Here is a 21,743-nt window from a genome sequence, read left to right on the forward strand (position 1 = left end):
CGGGGGGACAAACACAAAAAAATAAAAAGACGAGAACCATGGAGACGGGAGGGTTGGCGCGCCCCCCCTCCCCCCCGGGGGGCCCCCCCCCCCCCCCCCCCCCCCCCCCGCCGCAATCGCTTTCCCCGGGCCCCCGCCCCCGCCCCCTCCCCTCCCTCCACCTCCCCCACCCCCTACCCCTTCCCTGCCCCACCGTGTGGAGGGAGGAGGAGAGCGGGGGTCACCGGGGCGGGGCGCGGGGGCCGGCGGCCGAGTGGGCCTCGCGGGTGGAGTGGGCCGCGTGGCGGCCGTGGGCGGGCTGGGGCTGGACGGCGACCGCCAGGGTGGACGGGGAGTCACCGGTCACGGCGATGTCACCCGCGCGGTCGGTGCGCAGGACGGTGGCGCCCAGTGCGCGAAGCCGGTCGACCGTGCGCGGCGAGGGGTGACCGTAGGCGTTGCCCTCGCCGCAGGAGATCAGGGCCAGGCGGGGCCGCAGGGCGGCGGTCAGGTCCCAGTCCTGGTGGGCCGAGCCGTGGTGGGCCACCTTCAGGACGTCGACCCGGCCAAGCCGGCCCAACAGGGCTGATTGGGCGGGTGGTTCGAGGTCGCCGAGTAGTGCCATCCGCAGTCCGCCCGCCAGCGACACCAGCAGTGCCACACTCGCGTTGTTCGCGCCGGGCGCGTCGACGGCCGCCCCGGGATCCGGCCACACCACGTCCCACACCAACTCCGCACCCGCCGAGCGGCGTTCGCCACGCCCCGCGCGCAGCAGCGGCACCCCGGCCCCGGCCGCCCAGGCGGCCACCCGGGCCGCCTCGCCCGGTGGGTCGTCCAACGCCGTGCCCTCGACCGCACCGACATCGCGCCCCCGCAGCACTCCCGGCACCCCCTCGACATGGTCGGCGTGGAAGTGGGTCAGCAACAGGAGGGGCACCGTGTTGACTCCCAGATCGCGCAGGCACCGGTCGGCGGCGCTCGGGTCCGGTCCCGTGTCGATCACCACCGCACTGTCCGGGTCACCGGTTCGAAGGGCCAACATGTCGCCCTGCCCGACGTCGCACATCACCAGCCGCCACCCGGGCGGGGGCCAGCCGGTGGCGATCCGGGTGAGCTGTGGCGGCCGCAGCAGGACGGCCAGGAGCACCACCAGCAGGGCGCCGGTCACCAGCACCCGGGTGGGGCGGCGACGGCTGTGCGCGGCACCGCCGGGCTCCGTCCGTCGCGGCAGTAGCAGAGGTGCCGCCCAGCAGGCCGCCAGGGAGGCGAGGGCGACCGTCGCCGTTCCGAACCATCCACCCGGCCAGGACAGTTGGCCGCCCGGCAGTTCGGCTCCGCGACGGGCCACGAGGGCCAGCCAGCCGGCCGGCACTCCGGCCGGATCGGCGAGCAGTCGGGCCGCGGAGGGGAGGAACGGCTGCAGGACGAGCACCCCGGAGCCGAGCAAGGTGGCCGGGGCGACGGCGAGTTCGGCCAGCAGGTTGCACGGGATGGCGACCAGACTGATGTGCCCGGACAGCACCACTGTCACCGGCGCGCACAGCGTCTGCGCCGCCGCCGTCGCCGCCAGCGCGCCCGCCAGGTGGTGCGGCCAGCGTCGGGCCCGCAGGGCCTCGGCCCACCGGGGCCCGAGGACCAGCAGCCCCGCGGTGGCGAGCACCGAGAGCAGGAAGCCGAAGGAGCGGGCCAGGAACGGGTCCAGCAGGACCAGGACCAGCACGGCCCCGGCGAGGGCCGGTACGGCCTGGCGGGGGCGGCCGGTGGCCAGGGCCAGCATGCCGATCAGCCCCGTCCCCGCCGCCCGCAGCACGCTGGGCTCGGGTCGGCAGACCGTGACGAAGGCCAGCGTCAGGGCCGCGCCCAGCAGGGCGCTGGTGCGAAGCGAGAGGCCCAGCAGCGCGGCCAGACCGCGCCGTTCGGGCGTGCCGGCCTGCCCGGGCGCGCCGAGCAGCGCCCCCAGGACGATGGCCAGGTTCGCCCCGCTGACGGCCACCAGGTGCACCAGGTCGGTGGCTCGGAAGGCGTCCACGAGGTCGTCGGGCAGCCGGGAGGTGTCCCCGACCACCAGTGCCGGGAGCAGCCCGCGCGCATCGGCGGGCAGCCCGTCGGATGCCGTGCGCAGCCCCTCGCGCAGCCGCCCGGCGATCCGCTGCGGCAGGCTCGGCGGTGCGAGTCGCCGAGGCGGGCCGTGGACGACCAACAGGCCCGCGGACTCGGTGTCGTGGCCCGGCGGCCGGACCTCCGCCTCCGCGGCCAGCCGCTCGGACGGGAGCAGCCGCAGCCAGGGCTCGCTGTCGCGTCCTCGGGCCATGACGGTCACGGGAGTATGGATGCGGGTGGCGTGCCCGTCCGGGAGGACGGTGACGCGGTCGGCGACGGCCTCCACGGTGAGGAGGGCCTGCCCGCCGGTGGTGCCGCCCCGGGAGCTGTGGACCTCCGGATCCCCGGTGACGGTCAACTCCACCTCCGCCGCGGGCGCTTGCGTGCTCGGTGGCTGCGGCACGGCGTGTCCGGCCGCGTGGGCGAGTTCCGGCAGTGGCCCCCGGTGCAGGTCGGCGGTGTGCAGGGGGGTCGCGATCGCGGCCGCCGCTCCGGTGAGCAGGACGGCGGCCAGCGTCACCGCGGCCCCGCGCCGGCGCAGCAGGTTTGGTCGGACGAGCAGGAGGACGGCCGCGAGCGCGGCGGCCCCTGCGAGTGCGAGGAGCAGGGCCGGGGAGCGCGGTTCCAGGGGCAGGAGGGCCGCCGTGACCACCCAGGCCGAGACGGCGGGGAGCAGCAGTCGGAAGTCGGCGTGCGAGGAGCGGGGGCGTGGGAGTGCGGTGGTGGCGGTGGGCATGGCGGTACCTCCCTTCGGGGATGGAGGGGTCAGGGCTCGGGGATGGGGGTGTGTCAGAGCGTCAGCAGTGGGCGGAGTTCGGCGAAGGTCCGGGCCCCGATGCCGCTGACCTGTCGGAGCTGGTCGACCGTGCGGAACGGGCCGTGCGAGGTGCGGTAGGCGAGGATGCGCTGGGCGAGGGTCGGGCCGACGCCCGGCAGGGTGTCGAGCTGTTCGAGGGTGGCGCGGTTGAGGCTGACGGGTGGTCGGGGCATGCCGCCGCCGGGAGGCCCGTTGGCTCCCCCGGAGACCGGGACGGGGGCGGCCTGGGCCGGCTCGCCGACCAGGATCTGCTCACCGTCCGTCAGTACCCGGGCGAGGTTGAGGCCTCTGGTGTCCGTGTCCGGCAGTGGACCGCCGGCCGCCCGCAGGGCGTCGGCCACCCGGGAGCCGCCGGGCAGGGTGTGCAGGCCTGGTAGGTGGACCCGCCCGCCGATGTCGATCACGACGGCGGCGGCCTCGACGCCCTGGCCTCCGGTCGCCCCGGGCGGTCCGGGTACTCCGGGCGGTCCGGGCACTCCGGGCGGTCCGGCTCCGGAGGGGCCCGAAGCAGCGGCGCCGGCTGCGGTGGCAGCTGTGGCGGCGGAGGGCTGGCCGGACTCCGTCGGCGCCGAGGCGACCGCCAGCGCGGGAACGGCCACCGCCTCCGGCCTACCGAGCCAGAAGTGCTGCACGGCGTAGCCCACCGCGAACAGCAGCAGGATCACCAGCCCGGCCACCGCCCGCCGGTCGAGCGCCAGCGCAGCGGCGAACCGCGGCCGGGCTCCGCCGCTCGGCAGCGGCTCGGCGAAATGGACCGCATCCGGCGGCGCCGCCCCGGCAGGCGCGGGCGGCGAGGTGGCCGGGGACGGAGGCGAGGGCGGAGGTACACCCTCGGAGGAGCCGGCCACCCGCTCACCGCCCGCCCGGCCATCGACCACCGGCTCGCCGGGCACCCACTCCCGACGCACCGACTCGTCGCGCGCCCACTCGCCGCGCACCGGCTCGTCGCCCGTCGGCAGCAGCGCCGCCATCCGCAGCCGTACCGCCTCGTTGATCGTCTGGCGCTTCGCCGCGCCCAGGTTCAAGGTCGTCATGGCGAGCACGCTAGGAGTCCGACGGCCGGCGCGCGGAAATGAGCGAAACCCTGTGGATAACCCGGGGGTTGTGGATAAAAAACGTCACTCACACGAGTGGCGGGCACCCACGGAAATTGATCACCCCGCCAGCCGCGTCAGCGCGGCGAGACCACCACCGCGAGCAGCCCCGGCCCGACATGCGCGCCGATCACCGCCCCCACCTCGCCGACGTACAGCTCCCGCAGCCCCGGTACCCGCGCCCGCAGCCGCTCGGCGAGCGGCTCGGCCCGGTCCTCGGCCGCCAGGTGGTGGACGGTGATGTCCACCTCGCCCTCCCCCGACCGCTCGACCGCGATCTCCTCCAGCCGCGCGATCGCCCGCGAGGCCGTGCGCACCTTCTCCAGCGGCTGGATCCGCCCCCCGTCCAGGTGCAGCAACGGCTTGACCGCCAGCGCCGACCCGAGCAGCGCCCGGGCCGCCCCGATCCGGCCGCCCCGGCGCAGGTGCTCCAGGGTGTCCACGTAGAAGAAGCCGCTGGTCCCGGCCGCCCGCCGCTCCGCCGCCCCGGCCGCCTCGGCCAAGCCCTGACCGGCCGCGATCGCCCCGGCGGCCGCCAGCACCCCGTACCCGAGCGCCATGCCGACCAGCCGGCTGTCCACCACCCGCACCGGTACGGGCGCCTCGGCGGCCGCCAGCCGGGCGGCCTCGACCGTGCCGGACAGTTCACCGGAGATGTGCACCGAGACGATCCCCTTGGCCCCGGCTTCGGCGGCCGCCCGGTAGGTGGCGGCGAAGGTCTCCGGGTTGGGCCGGGACGTGGTCACCCGCTGCTTGGCGCGCAGCGCCTCGGCGACGTCCTTCGGGGAGATCTCCACGCCCTCGCTGAGGACCGAGTCACCGACCGCGACGCTCAGCGGGACCACCGTGATCCCGTGCCGGTCGAGGGCCTCCTGCGGCAGATAGGCCGTCGAATCGGTGACAAGTGCGAGGTCGGAGGGCATGAGCCGGAGGTTACTCCCCACGCGTCCGGGAGAACAGCGCGCTCCTCGGCGCACCGGGGAGGACGCGGTGCGCCACCGGAGGAGACACGGTGGGTCCACCGGGAAGGAGCGGTGGGTCAGCTCGCCGAGGGCCCCGTCGAGGGCCCGGCCGACGGCCTCCGCCACCGCTGCGCCAGCTTCACCAGCGGATCGGCCAGCCCGAGCAGTTCCTCCGCGCTCGGGCGCCCCTTCCCGTCCGTCAGCCCGGGCCTGGCCGCACCGGCGCCCGCGCCCGCGCCCGCACTCGGAGCGCCGGCACCCGCACCCGAACCGGCACCCGCACCGGCGGAGTCCCAGTGCCGCAGCGCCCCCGCCTCGCTCTCGCACTCCTGGCTCAGCCGGCTCAGCTCGTCGTCCGCGAACCGCTGCATCCGGTCCTGCGCCGCCCAGCGCATGGTCTCCGCCGAGTGGGTGATCCGCTCGGCCCGCTCCCGCAGTTCCGGCAGCTTGGCCGCGATCCGCGCGGTGTCCGGCTCGCGCTCCAGCATCCGCAGTTCGCCGTCCAGCTCTGCCGCATGGGCGTCGAGCCGGGTGAGCAACGCCAGGGCCTCGCTGAGCTGACCGTCCTGCGACAGCCCGGTCTCCAACACCTGTCGGGTGCCGTCCAGCGAGGTCCGCAGCTTGAGCCGGACGTTGGCGATCTGCGCCGGCGGGCCGACCTTGGTGTACGTCCTGGCCTTGAGGGCTGCGGTCTCGACGGCGCGCCGGGCGTTGGCCTCGTGCTTCCCCACCTTCACGGTGACGGCCTTGGCCGCCTTGACCGTGCCGACCACGGCCAGGGCGAGCACCGCGATCCCGAAGAGCAGGACCAAGCCGATCACCACGCCGAACACGTCCATCACGCGCCACCTTCCGCCGCCGTTCCGGCCCCCACCGGGCCCCACCGGGCTTCCGCCGGGCCCCAAGGGGACCGCACTGCCCAGGGTTCCACCGTAGCCGCCGCATCCGGGCCGGGAACGGTCCGGAAGGACCGGCGAGCGGAGATCAGGGACAGATCCGGGATCTCCCCGAGTGCCGGCAGGACGCCGGCAGCACCCCACGGACGAGGAAAGCACCGGGCGGACGCCCCGAAGGACGCCCGCCCGATCAAGTCGGCCTCAGCCAGTCGCCTCAGCTTCGAAAACCGAAACCTCGGCCAGCCAGCCTCAACCTCGAAAGCCGGAAACTCAGTCAGCCGGCCTCAGCCTCGAAAACCGAAGCCTCAGCCGGTCACGATGTTCACCAGCTTCGGCGCCCGCGCGATCACCTTCCGCACCGCCGCGTCGCCGATCGCCGCGACCACCGCCGGGTCCGCCAGCGCCAGCGCCTCCAGCTCGGCGTCCGTGATGGTGGGGGCGACCTCCAGCCGGGCCTTCACCTTGCCCTTGATCTGCACGACGCAGGTCACCGACTCGTCGACGACGTACGCCGGGTCCGCGACCGGGTAGTCGGCGTGCGCCAGCGACTCGGTGTGGCCCAGGCGGCGCCACAGCTCCTCGGCGATGTGCGGGGCCAGCGGCGCGACCATCAGCACCAGCTGTTCGGCCACCACCCGCGGCGTGGAGCCGCGCTTGACCAGGAAGTTGTTCAGCTCGATCGCCTTGGCGACGGCCGTGTTGAAGCGCAGCCCGGCCATGTCGCCGCGGATGCCGTCGATCGCCTTGTGCAGGGCGCGCAGGGTCGCCTCGTCCGGCTCCTCCTCGGTGACGACCAGTTCCCCGGTGGTCTCCGAGACGACGTTGCGCCACAGCCGCTGCAGGAAGCGGTACGAGCCGACGACGGCGCGGGTGTCCCAGGGGCGGGAGACGTCCAGCGGGCCCATGGACATCTCGTACAGGCGCAGGGTGTCCGCGCCGTACTCGTCGGCGATGTCGTCCGGGGCGACGGCGTTCTTCAGGGACTTGCCCATCTTCCCGGCCTCACGCTTGACCGGCTCGCCCTGCCAGAAGTACCTGCCGTCGCGCTCCTCGACCTCGGCGGCGGGCACCGGGAAGCCGCGCTCGTCGCGGTAGACGTCGGCGGTGATCATGCCCTGGTTGAACAGCTTGTGGAACGGCTCGACGGACGAGACGTGCCCCAGGTCGTGCAGCACCTTGTGCCAGAAGCGCGCGTACAGCAGGTGCAGCACCGCGTGCTCGGCGCCGCCGACGTACAGGTCGGCGCCGCCGGCCGGCTTGGCGGCGGTGGGGCCCAGCCAGTACCGCTCGTTGGCCGGGTCGACGACGGCCTCGGCGTTGGTCGGGTCGACGTAGCGCAGGTCGTACCAGCAGGAGCCCGCCCAGTTGGGCATGGTGTTGGTCTCTCGGCGGTACTTCTTGACGCCGTCGCCCAGGTCCAGTTCGACGTTGACCCAGGCTTCGTTGCGCGACAGCGGGGTCTCCGGCGAGGAGTCGGAGTCGTACGGGTCGTAGGTGCGCGGCGAGTAGTCGTCGACCTCGGGGACCTCCACCGGCAGCATCGACTCGGGCAGCGCGTGCATCACGCCGTCCTCGTCGTAGACGATCGGGAAGGGCTCGCCCCAGTACCGCTGGCGGCTGAACAGCCAGTCGCGCAGGCGGTAGTTGACGGTGCCCTCGCCGATGCCGCGCTCGGCCAGCCAGGCGGTGACGGCGGCCTTGGCGTCGACCACGCTCAGCCCGTCCAGGGTCAGCCCGTCGCGGGAGGAGTTGACGATGACGGAGTCGTAGGTGTCGAAGGCGTCGTCCCACTGCGCCGGGTCCTCGCCGCGCCCGTCGGTGGGCTCGACGACGCAGCGCATCGGCAGGCCGAAGGCGCGCGCGAACGCGAAGTCGCGGTGGTCGTGGGCGGGGACGGCCATGATGGCGCCGGTGCCGTAGCCCATCAGCACGTAGTCGGCGATGAACACCGGGACAGACTCGCCGCTGACCGGGTTGACGGCGTAGGCGCCGGTGAAGACACCGGTCTTGACCTTGGCGTCGACCTGCCGCTCGACGTCCGACTTGGCGGCGGCCTCGGCGCGGTAGGCGGCGACGGCCTCGGCGGGGGTGGCGGCGCCGCCGGTCCACTCGGCGGGCACGCCCTCGGGCCAGGCGGCCGGGACGATCGAGTCGACCAGGCCGTGCTCGGGCGCCAGCACCATGTAGGTCGCGCCGAACAGGGTGTCGGGCCGGGTGGTGAAGACGGTGATCGTCCCGGCGTCGACGGCGAAGTCGACCCGGGCGCCCTCGGAGCGGCCGATCCAGTTGCGCTGCTGCAGCTTGATGGCCTCGGGCCAGTCCAGCAGGTCCAGGTCGGCGATCAGGCGGTCGGAGTACGCGGTGATGCGCATCATCCACTGGCGCAGGTTCGACTTGAACACCGGGAAGTTGCCGCGCTCGGAGCGGCCGTCCGCGGTGACCTCCTCGTTGGCCAGCACGGTGCCCAGGCCCGGGCACCAGTTGACCGGCACCTCCTTGGCGTAGGCCAGGCGGTACTCGCCCAGTACCTCGTCGCGCTCGGCGCCGGACAGCTCGGCCCAGGCACGCCCGCCCGGCAGCGCACGCGCGCCGGACTCGAACTGGGCGACCAGCTCGGTGATCGGCCGGGCCCTGCGCGCGTCCTCGTCGTACCAGGAGTTGAAGATCTGCAGGAAGATCCACTGGGTCCAGCGGTAGTAGTCCGGGTCAATCGTGGAGATCGAGCGGCGCGGGTCGTGGCCCAGGCCCAGCCGGCGCAGCTGCTGGCGCATGTTGGCGATGTTGGCCTCGGTGGAGACCCGCGGGTGGGTGCCGGTCTGCACCGCGTACTGCTCGGCGGGCAGGCCGAAGGCGTCGTAGCCCAGCGTGTGCAGCACGTTGTGGCCGGTCATCCGCTGGTAGCGGGCGAAGACGTCGGTGGCGATGTAGCCCAGCGGGTGGCCGACGTGCAGGCCCGCGCCCGAGGGGTACGGGAACATGTCCATGATGAAGCTGTGCGGCTTCGCGGCGACGTCACCGGCGGACGGGTCGGCCAGCGCACCGGTGGGGTTGGGGGCGTGGAAGGTGCCCTCCTTCTCCCAGAGGTCCTGCCAGCGGGACTCGATGTCCGCCGCCAGCGCGGCGCTGTACCGGAACGGCTCGGTCGCGGTCTCGGCCGCGCCGGACGCAGGGGTCGTCTCGCTCATGGTCCTTCAAGCTCCATCGATGTCAGTTGGCGAACCGCGCCACGCGGCGGCCCGTGGACCCGTCCCACGACGCGGGCGGGGGCGGAAAACAAAAAATCCCCTCGCAGGAGGGGACGCCACGCCGACTCCGGCACCGCCCGAGGGCGCAGCCGGTCCTGGTCAGCGCGGCCGGCTAAGGAGCAGGCGCACGGTTCGCATGGGCTCAGGGTACCGCAAGCAGGTCAGGGCACTCCCGGGTGTACCGCCCGTCGGGACCGGGCGCGGCCGGGCCGGAGCGGGCCGGAGCGAGCCGCCGCGCGGCAGCGCCACCGAGCAGCAGTCCGGCCGCCGCCACCCCGGCCCGCCGCCTCACCGCGCGGCGGCCCGCCCCGCCGCGTCGAAGTCCCGCAGTGCCTTCGCCAGCCGCTCCGACTGCATCCCCGCCGCGAGCGCGCGCGCCTGCGCCGCCGTACGGGCCGCCTCCCGCTGGTCGCCGAGCCGCCGGTGGGCCTCCGCGAGCCGGACCATCAGCAGCGCCTTGGAGCGGGCCCGCCCCGGCCCCAGCCCGGCGACGGCCTCGGCCAGCAGCGGCTTGGCCATCCGGCACCGGCCGAGGGCGAGGCGCCCCTCCCCCACCATCCCGGCGAGGTCGGCCCGGGCCTCCTCGGTCCCGGCGACGCCGTCCAGTTCGGCGAAGGCCCGGGCGGCGGCGGCCTCGGCCTGTTCCGCCTCGCCGCGGCGGCCGTGAGCGCGGGAGATCCGGCCGAGCTGGCGCGCCCGGGAGGTGGGGCTGAGCACGGGGCCGTGGGTCTCCAGGGCGGTGCGCAGCGCGGTGACGGCGTCCAGGCCGCGCCCGCCGGTGCCCTGGGTGGCGAGCACCACCAGCGCGCCGAGCCCGGCGACGCCGAGCCGGGGGTCGCCGCTGACGTGGGCGGCGCGCAGTGCGGCGACGAAGGCCCGCTGGGCGGCCGCGTCGTGGCCGAGGTCGTACGCGGCCCAGCCGGCCAGCCGGGCGAGCCTGCTGGCTGTCCCGTACAGTTCGCGGCCCAGCCGTTCGTCGTAGGCGCCGAGCTCCAACAGCTTGGCCAGCATGGCGAGTTCGGCCCGGGTGGGGCCGAGGACGAGACCGCCGCCACAGGAGCGTTCGAGCCGCTGCTTGCTGCGGAAGGAGAGGCCGAGTTCGCCGACCAGGCCAGGGTCGACGCGCAGCGCGCCCTCGCCGCCGCCAACGGGCGGCGGAGCGGAGGCGAGCCGCTCGGCGGCATGGTCGAGGTCGGCGCTGCGGAACAGGTCGGTGAGGCGGACGGGCCCGGCGTCGGTGGCGGCCTCGCGCAGCGCGGTCTGGGCGGTGTCGGCGGTCCACGGGTCGGTCAGCAGCCGGGGGGAGAGGATCTTGGCGCCGCGGTGGCCGCCCATCCGGCCCCAGAGCTGCTCGTAGGTGACGGCGATGCCCAGGGTGCGGCTGAGCACCTCGCAGACGGTCTGGTCGTGCGGGCTGCGCGGCACCATGCCGCGGTCGCGCCACTTGTACGGGGCGGTGGAGCTGATGGCCAGGCCCGGCGGCAGGGCGAGGCTGACCTCGCGGGCCAGCCGCTCCGGACTCCAGCCGAGCTGGTGCAGTATCCGGGCCAGCTCCTCGTTCCGCCTTCGCTGCAGATCGGCCATGCCACGACGGTAGCGGTCTTCCCGGCCCGCCCGCCGGTGGCATGGACACAACGGCGAAGAGCCGCCCCCCGGGAACGGGAGGCGGCTCTGGATCGCTGTGGAGCTATGGGGAATTGAACCCCAGACCTCTTGCATGCCATGCAAGCGCTCTACCAACTGAGCTATAGCCCCTTGACCTGCGATGTCACCGGGTTCCTCGGCCGTTTCCGTCCGTTTCCCTCGGCGACATCGACTACTTTACACGGTCGTGGGCGTGCTCCCGAAATCCGTTTCCCGAGGTACCGCCCGCACCGATGGCCGCGCCCGGGAACGAACCCGGCCGTGCCCCGGCGCACCCGACCGCAGCCGACGCACCCGACCGCGGCCGAGGAACCAAGCCGTGCCCCGACGCGCCCGGCCACGCCCCGGGGCACACCCGACCGTCCGCGCCCGGGCGCACCCGACCGTCCGCGCCCTACCGGGCCACCCGCCGGCTGCGCGCCGCGAAGCCCGCGGCGAGGAGCACCCCGACGGCGTTGACCAGGAGGGTCACCTCCAGCGCGTGCCCGGACGCGCCGGCCGGCGCCGGCAGGTCCACCTGCCCGAGGAACACCGAGCCGAGCACCGCCACCCCGACCACCTGCCCGAGCTGGATGACCGTGACCATCGCCCCGCTGGCATCGGCCGCGTCCCCGGGCGCCACCCCCGCGAGGGCCCGGGCGAACAGCGGCGCGTACGCGCAGCCGGCGATCAGACCGAGGGCGGCCATCTCCGCCAGCGCCACTGCCCCGATCTCGGCGCCGCCGCCGAGCAGCACGCCCAGCAGCAGGTAGCCGCCGCCGAGGGCCACGGAGGCGAGCACCGGCAGCACCCCGTGCAGCCGGCCCGGCAGCCGGTGCCAGTACAGACTGGACAGCCCGAAGCCGACCGCGACGGGAGCCGAGCAGAGGCCGGCCCGCAGCGCGCTGTGGCCGAGCGCGGCCTGCTGGTGCAGGGCGAAGGAGAACATGAAGCCCGCGAAGGCCGCCATGATCGCGAACAGTCCGGCCGCCGCGGGCCGCAGTCCCGGGGCGCGCAGCACCCGCCCGGGGATCAGCGGCTGCCCGCCGCGCCGGGCGACGCCCCGCTCGACCACCGTGAACAGGCCGAACAGCAGCACGCTGCCGGCGATCATCCCCCAGCCCCAGGCCGGCCAGCCGAGTTCGTGCCCGAGCACCAGCGGCACCACCAGCAGGCCGAGCGCCGCGCCCAGCACCACCAGGCCGGGGAGGTCGAAGCCGCGCGAGGGGTCACCGGGCAGCCGCGGCAGCAGCCGGGCCCCGGCCGCCAGCAGCACCACTCCCAGCGGCACGTTCACCAGGAACACCGGCCGCCAGCCGGCGCCGAACAGGTCGGCGCTGACCAGCACCCCGCCGAGCACCTGCCCGAGGGCCATCCCGCCGGCCAGCACCGCCGAGTACAGGCCGAGCGCCCGGGTGCGGGCGGCGCCGGTGAAGGTGCGCTGCAGCAGGCTCATCACCTGCGGCACCATCAGGGCCGAGCCGGCGCCCTGGAGCAGCCGGAAGGCGATCAGCCAGCCGGTGGACGGGGCGAGCCCGCAGGCGAGCGAGGTGGTGGTGAAGGCGGCCAGACCGAGCTGGAAGAGCCGGCTGTAGCCGTAGCGGGCGCCGAGCCGGGCACCGGTGATCAGCAGGACCGCGTAGCTGATGGTGTAGCCGGCGATCACCAGTTGCAGGGCGGCGCCGGAGGCACCCAGGTCGGTGCGGATGGTGGGTACCGCGACGTTGACGATGGAGACGTCGAGCACGGCCATGAACTGCCCGCACAAGACGAGTGCGAGGAGGAGTCCCGGCCGTACGGCCGGGACCCGGGTGGTTCCTCCGGCCGCGTGGGGCCGGATCTGAAGGTCCGTCATGGCCACCATCCTGGGCGGATCCGGGTACTGGTGGTTAGAGCCTGTCGATCCTGGTACCGGCAGCACCTGTATCGCCCGGGCGCTCTGCGGCACGATGGACGGCATGACCGTGCTGGAGGAGCTGCCCGCCGCGGCGGACGGCCGCAACCGCCGTCGCACCGAGCTGGCCCGTTTCCTGAAGGCCTGCCGGGCGCGCGTGACCCCCGAGGACGTCGGCCTGCCGCCGGGGCTGCGCCGCCGTACGCCGGGCCTGCGCCGCGAGGAGGTCGCGCAGCTCGCCGGGGTCGGGGTCACCTGGTACACGTGGCTCGAGCAGGGGCGCCCGATCAACGCGAGCGAGCAGGTGCTGCTGGCGGTGGCCCGGGCACTGCGGCTGGACGGCACCGAGCGCGAGCACCTGTTCCGGCTGGCCGGGATGTCCCCCTCGCCGCTCGGCCGGCCCGCCGCGCCGGAGCTGAGCCAGTCGATCCAGGTGATCCTGGACTCGCTCGCCCCGCTGCCGGCGGCGGTCTCCAACACCCGGTTCGACGTGCTGGGCCACAACGAGCCGTACCGCCTGCTGTTCGGCACCGAGCGGATGCGTGCGTCCCACGGGGTCGCCTTCAACAGCCTGTGGTGCATGCTGACCGCGCCGTCGTGCTGCAACCCCTGCGAGAACCCGGAGGAGACCCTGCCGCGGATGGTGGCGGTGCTGCGCTCGGCGTACGGCAAGCACGTCGGCGAGCCGTCCTGGGAGGCCCACGTGCAGCGGCTGTCGGCGCGCAGCGAGCTGTTCCGGCGGCTGTGGGAGCGCCAGGAGGTGGCGCCGACGGAGACCCTGCTGCGGATCTTCCGCCACCCCCAGGTCGGCGTGCTGAACCTGAACGCCACCTATCTGACGATGCCGGGCGTGCCGGAGTGCTACATCGTGGTCTACGTGCCGGTGGCCGAGCAGGACCGGGAGCGGGTGGAGGCGCTCAACTCGCTGCCGCAGGGCGGCTGGGTGCACACCTGCCTGACCTGATCCGCCGGAGGGGCGGCGCGGGCCGGCCCCACGGGCAGAACGCCGAAGGCCGCCACCCGATGGGTGACGGCCTTCTGAACTGCTGTGGAGCTATGGGGAATTGAACCCCAGACCTCTTGCATGCCATGCAAGCGCTCTACCAACTGAGCTATAGCCCCGCGACACGGACGACCCTGGATTTCCACGACCGCCGATGCGGAGTGGAGCTATGGGGAATTGAACCCCAGACCTCTTGCATGCCATGCAAGCGCTCTACCAACTGAGCTATAGCCCCGCACTCACCGGATCCCCCGCTTCCCTCCCGGGCCGCGTTCCCTCCGTGCGAACGAGGAAGACTCTAGCCGGTCAGGCCCGGAACTGCGAAATCCACCCCCGCCCGGGCCCCCACCGCTGCCCCCACCGCCGTTCCCCCGCCGTTCCCCCGCGACCTCCGGAGCAGGCCCCGAGAGCCTTCCCGGGAAGGCTCTCGGAGTAGCCCGCGAGGACCCGCACCGGCCGGTGCCGCCCCCGGCCGGAGCCGTCGGGTGTCGCTGGGTGCCGTCAGGTGTCGTCGCCGATGACCGGCTGCGGGAGGGTGCCCGCGTTGTGCTCCAGCAGCCGCCAGCCGCGCGCACCCTGGCCGAGGACCGACCAGCAGCAGTTGGACAGCCCGCCGAAGCACTCCCACAGCCCCGGCTCCAGGCCGAGCAGCTGCCCGAGCATCGTGCGGATGGTGCCGCCGTGGCTGACCACGACCAGCGTGCCGTTCTCCGGCAGCTTGGCGACCGCCTCCAGCACCACCGGCACCGAACGGTCGGCGACCTCCGTGGACAGCTCGCCGTCGCCACCGCGCCGCACCGGCTCCCCGGCCGCCCAGGCCGCGTACTCCTCCGGGTAGCGCTCGCGGATCTCGGCGTTCGTCAGGCCCTGCCAGGAGCCCGCGAAGGTCTCCCGCAGGCCCTCGTGGTGCTGCACGTCCAGGCCGGTGACCTTGGCCAGCTCCTCGGCGGTGCGCCGGGCGCGCTTGAGGTCCGAGGAGACCAGCAGGTCAGGGCGCAGGCCGAAGAGCAGCCGGGCGGCGCGCTGGGCCTGCACCACGCCCTGGCCGGTCAGCTCGATGTCCGTGGTGCCCTGGAAACGCGACTCGAGGTTCCAGGAGGTCTGGCCGTGCCGCCAGAAGACGATGCGCGGCCCCCGCGCCCCCCGGCTCAGTGCAGGTCCTCGGGCTTGCCGAAGTCGTCGGCCGGGGCGACGGCGTTGCCGGCCTCGTCGGTGATGGCGTCGGGGCGGTTGCGCGAGGCCATGGCGTCCTCGGGCAGCGGCAGCTCGGGGCAGTCCTTCCAGAGCCGGTCCAGCGAGTAGAAGGAGCGCTCCTCGGAGTGCTGGACGTGCACCACGATGTCCAGGTAGTCGAGGAGGATCCAGCGGCCGTCGCGCTCGCCCTCGCGGCGCACCGGCTTGATGTCCAGCTGCTCGCGCAGCTGGTCCTCGATCTCCTCCGCGATCGAGCGGACCTGGCGGTCGTTGTTCGCGGAGGCGATCAGGAAGGCGTCGGTGATCGACAGCACCTCGCTGACGTCGAAGGCGATGATGTTGTGCGCGAGCTTGTCGGCCGCCGCCTGGGCGGCGACGGTGATGAGCTGCTGGCTGTGGTCGGTGACGGTCACGGTGTTCTTCCGGCTCGGCGGCTTTGGGGCGGCCCCGGCACACGGCCGGGGGTCGCCTTCCAGGATCTCACGCCGCTCCGGTGGGCCCGGAACCGTTTTTCCGGGCCCACCGGCGCCGGGCGGGCTCGGGCCCCGGCCCGGACCGGCCGACGGCTACTGCTTGGGCGGCTGGTAGTCCTTGCCGAGCACGACGACCAGGTCCGCGTTCTGGGCGTCGCCCACCTTCTTCACCGCCGAGTCCGGCAGCCCCAGACTGGTCGCCAGCGACTTCGCCGCGGCCTGCCGGGCGTCGTCGGTGTAGCGGATCTCACTGGTGGCCTGGGCCGCGGTCTTGGCTCCGCCCGGGATGAAGGTCAGGCCCGCGTTGACGATCTGGACCTGCGCCGCGGCTGCGGCCGCGTCGTTGCCGGTGGCGTCCTGCAGCGAGACCCGGGCCGCCGCGCCGCCGGCCGCCGCGGACTTCACGGTGCCGCCGAGCACGTCCTTGACCTGCTTGCCCGCGGTCGCCTCGTCCAGGCTGCCGTCCGGCTTGACGGTCAGCGCCGTGGTGCCCAGGTGGCCGTCCTTCGCCTGCTGGGCGAGCTGGGCGAGCACCCCGGCGAGGGCGTCCTCGGGCAGCGAGGGGTCGAGCACGGCGTTCATCCGGTGCACGTCGTCCTTGGCGTCCTTGAACTCGGTCGGCATGGTGCGCACCACCGCGTCCATCACCTGCCCGAAGCGGGCCAGCTGGGCGTCCCGGTTCTCGCCGGGCCCCTGCAGGGTCGCGTACGCGACCGCCGCCTTGCCGCTGAGCAGGGTGTTCTTGCCCGCCGCGGACAGCAGCTTGCCGTCCGGCTTGCCGCCCTCGTGGGTCTCCGCGTTGGTGTCCACCCGGACACCGCCGAGCTGGGAGACCAGCATCTCCAGGTACGGGGTGTCCAGCCGCCAGGTGCCCGCCACCGGGGCGCCCAGCACGGTGGACAGGCCGTCGCGGGTCGCCGAGGCGCCGACCGCGTCCATGGCCTGGCCGACGGTGGTGACCGGCGGGTCACCCGGGCCGGGCAGCCGCAGGTTGTCGGGCAGCAGCAGGACCGTGCCCTTGTGCCCGGAGGCGTCGTTGACCAGCAGCGCGGTGGACACCTTGCCCTGCAGGTCGCGCAGGTGGACGACGTTGACCTGGCGGCCGCCGGCCGCGGCGGCCGCGGTCGGCTTGTCACCGGTGAACCACAGGTAGCCGCCGACGCCGCCCGCCACGAGCGCCACCGCCACACCGAGCCCGATCAGCCGGTTGCGCAGCTTGCGGCGGCGTTCGGCGCGCACCTCGCTGCGCGACTCGGCGAACTTCAGCCAGTCGATGACGTCCTCGGACTCCTCCGCCTCCTCGTCGACGAAGGTGAACTCGCCCGTGGCGTAGGCGTCCTTGGGCGCCCGGGAACCGGCCTTGCCCGACCGGGCACCGGAGACCTGCTCGGAGGGCGGCTCGGGCTTGGCCGGGGCCGCCTCGGCGGCCGGCCGGGACGTGCGCGGGCGCGGCGGCCGCACGGCGGCGGGCGCGGCGGGCTCCGCCGGGACGGCGGGGGCTGCGGGGGCGGCGGCCCCGGGCTGCGACTGCGGCTCGGCGACCGGCGGCGCGGCGTCCGGGTACGGCTGCAGGTAGCCCTGGTGGTACCCCTGCTGCTGGTAGCCGCCGTACGGGTCCTGGGTGTACACCGGCTGCCCGTACTGGTCGTACTGCGCCGGCTGCGCGTAGCCCTGCTGCTGCGGGTACTCCTGGTACGGCTGCTGGTACGGCTGCTCCTGGTAGCCCTGCTGGTGGCCGGCGTAGGGGCCCTGCCCGTACACCGGCTGCCCGTACTGGTCGTACTGGTCGTACTGGTCGTACTGGTCGTACTGTGCCGGCTGCTCGTGCCCCTGCTGCGGATAGCCCTGGTACGGCTGCTGGTGCTGCCCGGTGGTCCACTCCTCCGGCTGCTGACCGTTACCCCCGCTCACGCTCCCACCTCGCTACGCACGGCAGTCGCTCCGCGAAACGCGCACCTTCCACAGGCTCGCTCGCTGCGCTCGCTCACTGGCACTCCCGGCTCAGGTCCCGTGCGGCGCGTACAGCGCCCGCTTGTCGATGTAGCGGACCACGCCGTCCGGGACGAGGTACCAGACCGGCTCGCCCTTGGCGACCCGGTTGCGGCAGTCCGTGGAGGAGATGGCCAGCGCCGGGACCTCCACCAGGGAGACCCCGCCCACCGGAAGTCCGGCGTCCGACAGAGTGTGCCCCGGGCGGGTGCATCCGATGAAGTGGGCCAGCGAGAAGAGTTCGTCCGAGTCGCGCCAGGACAGGATCTGGGCGAGCGCGTCGGCGCCGGTGATGAAGAAGAGGTCGGCGTCCGGGTGCAGCGCGTGCAGGTCGCGCAGGGTGTCGACGGTGTACGTCGGACCCTCGCGGTCGATGTCGATCCGGCTGACGGAGAACTGCGGGTTCTCGGCGGTGGCGATGACCGTCATCAGGTAGCGGTCCTCGGCGGGGCTGACCTGCCGGTCGCTCTTCTGCCAGGGCTGTCCGGTCGGGACGAAGATCACCTCGTCCAGGTGGAACGCGCTCGCCACCTCACTGGCGGCGACCAGGTGGCCGTGGTGGATCGGGTCGAACGTCCCGCCCATCACGCCGAGGCGCTTCTTCACCGGTTCCGGTCCGCCGGGAATCCCGGCCTGCTCTCCCATGCCGCCACACCTTACGCGACACCCGTTACGGTGCGGGAACGGCCGTGTGGGGGTTGCCCGCAGATGCGTGAGGGAGCGGCCGGCCCGGTGGCCGGACGCTCCCCGAGCGGTCCGTGGACGAGGCTCAGCGGTCCCGGTTGAAGCGGGTGGTGATGAAGAGCAGGAGCAGCAGGATGAACAGCGCGGCGCCACCCGTCAGGGCCGGGTTCAGGCTGTCGTGGTTGCCCCCCTCGCCCTCGGCGAGCAGGTTCAGAACGGGGAGTGCGGCAGCAGTGCTCATGGTCGGCGGGACCTTCTCGGCTCGGTGAACGGACCTGGGGGTGGTTCCGGGCCGGTGAGGGCCCACCCGTCATCGTACGGGGGGTCACGCGGCAACCGCTCGGCGGCCCACTGCCACTGACCGGGCGTGAGCCCGCGGGGGCGGGCGGGCCGGCTACTGGCCGCGGAAGGCGCGGGCCATGGCCCAGACCAGCAGGCCGATCCCGACGAAGGACGCGATCACGATGATCCGCAGGAACAGGCCCGGGCCGGACTCGCCGGAAATGGGGGCGGCCAGGCTGACCAGCGCGTCGGTGGACATCTGAGGGCTCCTCGAACTGCTCGGTACCGCGGCCGGGTCCGGTCTCGGTTCTCCAGGGCATTCAGGGTAAACCCGCCTCACACCGGCGCCGCCCACCGGCCCCTGCGGCGCGGTCCGCCCCCCGTCTACGCTGAGCCCCGGGGGACGAGTACGCAACCGCGGACGTTGCACAGACAGTCGTTGCAGGCGAAGAGCAGCGGGGGGCCGGCGCCGTGCCGGGACCGCCGTTCGACCAGGAGGTACTCAGACCATGACCGACACGTTCGAGAAGACCCCGAGCCGGCGCCGCCAGCGCTTCCCCGAGATCTCCACCCGGGCCTGGGAACACCCCGCCGACCGCTCGGCCCTGGTCGCCCTGCGCAAGCTGTCGGGCTTCGACGACGTCCTGAAGAAGCTCGCCGGGCTGGTCTCCGAGCGCGCGATCCGGCTGATGTTCCTGGCCACCGCCGTGAAGACCTCCGAGCGCCAGTTCCCCGAGCTGTACGACATGGTGCGGGACGCGGCCTACGCGCTCGACCTGGAGCAGGTGCCGGACCTGTACGTGACCCAGGACCCGACGGCCAACGCGTACACCATCGGCATCGACACCCCGATCATCGTGATCACCAGCGGCCTGGTCGAGCTGATGGACGAGGAGGAGCTGCGCTTCGCCATCGGCCACGAGGTCGGCCACGCGATGTCCGGCCACGCCGTCTACCGGACGATGCTGATGATCCTCACCAACATCGCCACCCGGATCGCCTGGGTGCCGCTCGGCAACCTGGCGATCATGGCCCTGGTCACGGCGCTCAAGGAGTGGTTCCGCAAGGCGGAGCTGTCCAGCGACCGGGCCGGCCTGCTCGCCGGGCAGGACCTCCACGCGTCGATGCGGGCCCTGATGAAGCTGGCCGGCGGGCACGACCTCGCCGAGATGAACGTCGACGCCTTCCTGGAGCAGGCGGAGGAGTACGAGAAGGCCGGGGACCTGCGCGACGGCGTCCTCAAGCTGCTCCAGCTGCTGCCGCAGACCCACCCGTTCGCGGTGGTCCGGGTCGCCCAGCTGAAGAAGTGGGCGGAGAGCGACGAGTACCGCTCGATCCTGGCCGGCGCCTACCCGCGCCGCTCGGACGACCGGGACGCCTCGGTCGGCGAGCAGTGGAAGGCCGCCGCCGAGCACTACACGACCTCGGTGAAGGAGAGCAAGGACCCCCTGATGGGCCTGCTGCGGGACGTGGCCGGCGGCGCCGCGACCGTCGGCGGCAAGCTGCGCGACACCTTCACGGGCGGCACCTTCACCAACGGCAACCGCGGCTCGGCCGCGGACCGCGACGGCAGCTGAGCCCGCACGGCGACCGCGGCCCGGCGATCGGGCTGCGGTCGCCACCCGTCGCGGTCGCCACCCGTCGCGGTCGCCACCCCGGGCGGTCGCCACCCGGCCGCGGCCGCCGCGCCGTCACGGCCGCTCAGCCTCCTCCCAGCACCCCGCACACCTGCCAGGCCGGCCGCGCGTGGTTGCCCGGGTCGACCGGTGGCGGCGGCGCCACCACGGTGCCCTGCGCGGTGGCCAGCACCGGCTGCAGGAAGCCCGCCATCGAGGCGGTGCACGGCGCCGGCCCGGCCTGCACCACCGAGTCCACCAGCCGCAGTTGCGCCGAGGCCAGGTCCACCCGGTCGAACTGGAAGGTCAGCTCCCGCCGCACCGTCTCCAGGGTGACCGGCGCCCCGGCCGGGGCCCCGGCCGCCTTCAGCGCGTAGACGAAGGTGTGGTCGGTGGTGATCTGGAGCGTTCCGCTGTCCGCCTCGTCGATCCGCATGGCACCGACCACCTTCACGGTGTCCGAGGCCAGGGCGACCTGCGCCGGGTCGAAGCGGACCAGCCAGCCCGTCACGGCGTGGTGCCGGTCGTCCACCGGCTGGGCCACGCTCGCGTCGAACGCCGCCTGCTCACCCGGCGTGACGAAGGCCCGGACGTTCGCGGTGTCCCCCTGCACCACCGTCGCCGGCGACAGCGAGGAGGCGGCCAGGTAGCGCTGCACGGTGTCCAGCGCCTTGGTCACCTCGACCCGGCTGAAGTGCTCGGTGGCGGCACCGGCCGGGGTGTTCAGCCCGATCGTCCCGTCGCCGTAGCCAGCCGGCAGCGCGGCGAACGGGTTCGCCGGGTCGGCCACCGGGTGGACGGCCGAAGCGGGGCTCAACGCGACCAGGCTGACGGTCAGTTGACTGCCCTCCGGCCGTGCCGGAACGCCCTTCGGCGAGTTCACCCCGAAGTACACCGCCGCCCCGAAGGCCAGCAGGACGAGCAGCAGCAGGGCCAGCGCCTGGCGCGGGACGGTGCCCAGCGGGCCGAGCCGGACCCGCGCCCGGGTGGCCTTGCCGAAGGACCCCCCGAGTCGCTCGCGGGCGGACAGCTCCTGGATTCGGGCAGCCCGCACGAACGATTCGTCGAACACGACGGACCGGAATTCGTCCTCGTTGCCGGAACCGCCCTCGGGCGTACCCTCAGGAGGCTCGCGCGGGTCACCCATGACACCAGGGTAGGCGCACACCGGCCCCGCTACGAGGGCCCCTGCGCAGATTGCCGGGGGCATCGCGTGACCACCCGCCCCGGGCGTACGCCCCCCGGCTCCGGACCCGGCGGCGCGGTCCGACGCCCCTATCCGGCCGGCGCGGTGACCACCGGTGGCGGCTCCGCCGGGACGGGCCGCGGGCCCAGCCCCGCACTGCTGCTGCCGGAGCCCGGACGCCGGGGCGCACCCGGCGAGCCGCCCACACCCTGGGAGATCGCCGCGACCGCCACCGCCACCAGGCTCACGCCCATGATCACGGCGAGCACCCAGGCCACCGGCCGGTGCCAGCGCTGCTGGGCCACGTACCGCCCGCGGGGGCGCACCGGATCGTCACTGCGCCACCGGCTCCGGGACCAGCGGCCGCCCGCCCGACCCGGGCCCGACCACGGATCCGGGTAGAGGTGGTCCTCGTCGAGTCCGCTCGGGTAGGGGCGCAGCTCCAGCGGCAGCCCGTCGCCGGCCGGGACGTCGTAGCCCCAGCCCGGTCCCGCGGTGTCCAGCTCGAACCGCGCCTCGGCCGCGGCGAGCTGCCGCTCCTTGGCGGTCGGCTCGTGCACGGCGGCGGACCGGACGAAGGCCTCATCGAAGACCACGGTGGCGAACTCGTCGTCCGCACCACCGTGGTCGGCGCCGTCGGGGTACGGCAAGCCCCCCACATCGTCAGCCACGGGGTTCAGCGTATTACCGGCCGGGCGATTTGTCT

The 21,743-nt window shown here is 74.1% G+C and carries 17 protein-coding genes and 3 tRNA genes; 2 read left to right on the forward strand and 18 right to left on the reverse strand.

Annotated features, from left to right (window positions below):
* Positions 1–220: 220 nt before the first annotated feature.
* From ACZ4WV_RS30255 to ACZ4WV_RS30290, 8 genes are all read right to left on the reverse strand, one after another.
* Positions 221–2,815 (reverse strand): ComEC/Rec2 family competence protein, encoded by a 2,595-nt coding sequence (locus ACZ4WV_RS30255; RefSeq protein WP_465751827.1) that lies wholly within the window; start codon positions 2,813–2,815, stop codon positions 221–223.
* A 53-nt stretch (positions 2,816–2,868) separates the two neighbouring features.
* Positions 2,869–3,930 carry a ComEA family DNA-binding protein gene (locus ACZ4WV_RS30260; protein ID WP_465751828.1) on the reverse strand — a complete coding sequence of 354 codons (1,062 nt, stop codon included), beginning with the start codon at positions 3,928–3,930 and terminating at the stop codon, positions 2,869–2,871.
* A 137-nt stretch (positions 3,931–4,067) separates the two neighbouring features.
* Positions 4,068–4,913, reverse strand: coding sequence for a DegV family protein (locus ACZ4WV_RS30265; protein WP_465751829.1), 846 nt, complete (start codon positions 4,911–4,913; stop codon positions 4,068–4,070).
* Positions 4,914–5,029: 116 nt separating this feature from the next.
* Complete coding sequence (locus tag ACZ4WV_RS30270) at positions 5,030–5,791, reverse strand: hypothetical protein (protein ID WP_465751830.1); 762 nt, start codon at positions 5,789–5,791, stop codon at positions 5,030–5,032.
* Between the two features lie 362 nt (positions 5,792–6,153).
* A complete protein-coding gene (gene leuS / locus ACZ4WV_RS30275; protein WP_465751831.1) occupies positions 6,154–9,033 on the reverse strand; it encodes a leucine--tRNA ligase in 2,880 nt (959 codons plus the stop codon).
* A 348-nt stretch (positions 9,034–9,381) separates the two neighbouring features.
* Positions 9,382–10,677 (reverse strand): hypothetical protein, encoded by a 1,296-nt coding sequence (locus ACZ4WV_RS30280; RefSeq protein ID WP_465751832.1) that lies wholly within the window; start codon positions 10,675–10,677, stop codon positions 9,382–9,384.
* A gap of 98 nt (positions 10,678–10,775) precedes the next feature.
* Positions 10,776–10,848 (reverse strand) — tRNA-Ala (locus tag ACZ4WV_RS30285).
* 283 nt (positions 10,849–11,131) lie between these two features.
* A complete protein-coding gene (locus tag ACZ4WV_RS30290) occupies positions 11,132–12,571 on the reverse strand; it encodes an MFS transporter (protein WP_465751833.1) in 1,440 nt (479 codons plus the stop codon).
* Here ACZ4WV_RS30290 and ACZ4WV_RS30295 point away from each other — a divergent pair.
* The gene (locus tag ACZ4WV_RS30295) at positions 12,570–13,574 is read left to right on the forward strand and encodes a helix-turn-helix transcriptional regulator (protein WP_465751834.1); all 1,005 of its coding nucleotides are present in this window, start codon (positions 12,570–12,572) and stop codon (positions 13,572–13,574) included. The genes ACZ4WV_RS30290 and ACZ4WV_RS30295 overlap by 2 nt on opposite strands.
* Positions 13,575–13,659: 85 nt before the next feature.
* Here the strand turns inward: ACZ4WV_RS30295 and ACZ4WV_RS30300 are convergent.
* The 8 genes from ACZ4WV_RS30300 to ACZ4WV_RS30335 all read right to left on the reverse strand — a co-directional run bounded on the left by ACZ4WV_RS30300 (position 13,660) and on the right by ACZ4WV_RS30335 (position 18,494).
* Positions 13,660–13,732, reverse strand: a tRNA-Ala gene (locus ACZ4WV_RS30300).
* 43 nt (positions 13,733–13,775) lie between these two features.
* Positions 13,776–13,848 (reverse strand) — tRNA-Ala (locus ACZ4WV_RS30305).
* Positions 13,849–14,114: 266 nt separating this feature from the next.
* A complete protein-coding gene (locus ACZ4WV_RS30310; protein ID WP_465751862.1) occupies positions 14,115–14,765 on the reverse strand; it encodes a histidine phosphatase family protein in 651 nt (216 codons plus the stop codon).
* A complete protein-coding gene (gene rsfS / locus ACZ4WV_RS30315; RefSeq protein WP_465751835.1) occupies positions 14,762–15,220 on the reverse strand; it encodes a ribosome silencing factor in 459 nt (152 codons plus the stop codon). Before rsfS ends, ACZ4WV_RS30310 begins: the two co-directional genes overlap by 4 nt.
* Positions 15,221–15,373: 153 nt before the next feature.
* On the reverse strand, positions 15,374–17,191 hold the full coding sequence (locus ACZ4WV_RS30320) for an LCP family protein (protein WP_465751836.1): 1,818 nt from the start codon (positions 17,189–17,191) through the stop codon (positions 15,374–15,376).
* 90 nt (positions 17,192–17,281) lie between these two features.
* A complete protein-coding gene (gene nadD, locus ACZ4WV_RS30325; protein ID WP_465751837.1) occupies positions 17,282–17,914 on the reverse strand; it encodes a nicotinate-nucleotide adenylyltransferase in 633 nt (210 codons plus the stop codon).
* A gap of 124 nt (positions 17,915–18,038) precedes the next feature.
* Positions 18,039–18,194: a hypothetical protein gene (locus ACZ4WV_RS30330; protein WP_355669510.1), complete on the reverse strand. Its 156-nt coding sequence runs from the start codon at positions 18,192–18,194 to the stop codon at positions 18,039–18,041.
* 153 nt (positions 18,195–18,347) lie between these two features.
* On the reverse strand, positions 18,348–18,494 hold the full coding sequence (locus tag ACZ4WV_RS30335) for a hypothetical protein (protein WP_465751838.1): 147 nt from the start codon (positions 18,492–18,494) through the stop codon (positions 18,348–18,350).
* Positions 18,495–18,744: 250 nt separating this feature from the next.
* On the opposite strand from ACZ4WV_RS30335, the gene ACZ4WV_RS30340 reads away from it, so the two are divergent.
* Entirely contained in the window at positions 18,745–19,812 is a 1,068-nt protein-coding gene (locus ACZ4WV_RS30340) for a M48 family metallopeptidase (protein ID WP_465751839.1), read from the forward strand.
* 124 nt (positions 19,813–19,936) lie between these two features.
* On the opposite strand, the gene ACZ4WV_RS30345 is transcribed toward ACZ4WV_RS30340, so the two are convergent.
* Together ACZ4WV_RS30345 and ACZ4WV_RS30350 are read right to left on the reverse strand one after the other, a co-directional pair.
* Entirely contained in the window at positions 19,937–20,998 is a 1,062-nt protein-coding gene (locus ACZ4WV_RS30345) for an SCO2583 family membrane protein (protein WP_465751840.1), read from the reverse strand.
* Positions 20,999–21,126: 128 nt separating this feature from the next.
* Entirely contained in the window at positions 21,127–21,708 is a 582-nt protein-coding gene (locus ACZ4WV_RS30350) for an SCO2584 family spore wall biosynthesis protein (RefSeq protein WP_465751841.1), read from the reverse strand.
* Positions 21,709–21,743: the final 35 nt, after the last annotated feature.

This window comes from Kitasatospora sp. NPDC029312, from assembly GCF_055569215.1.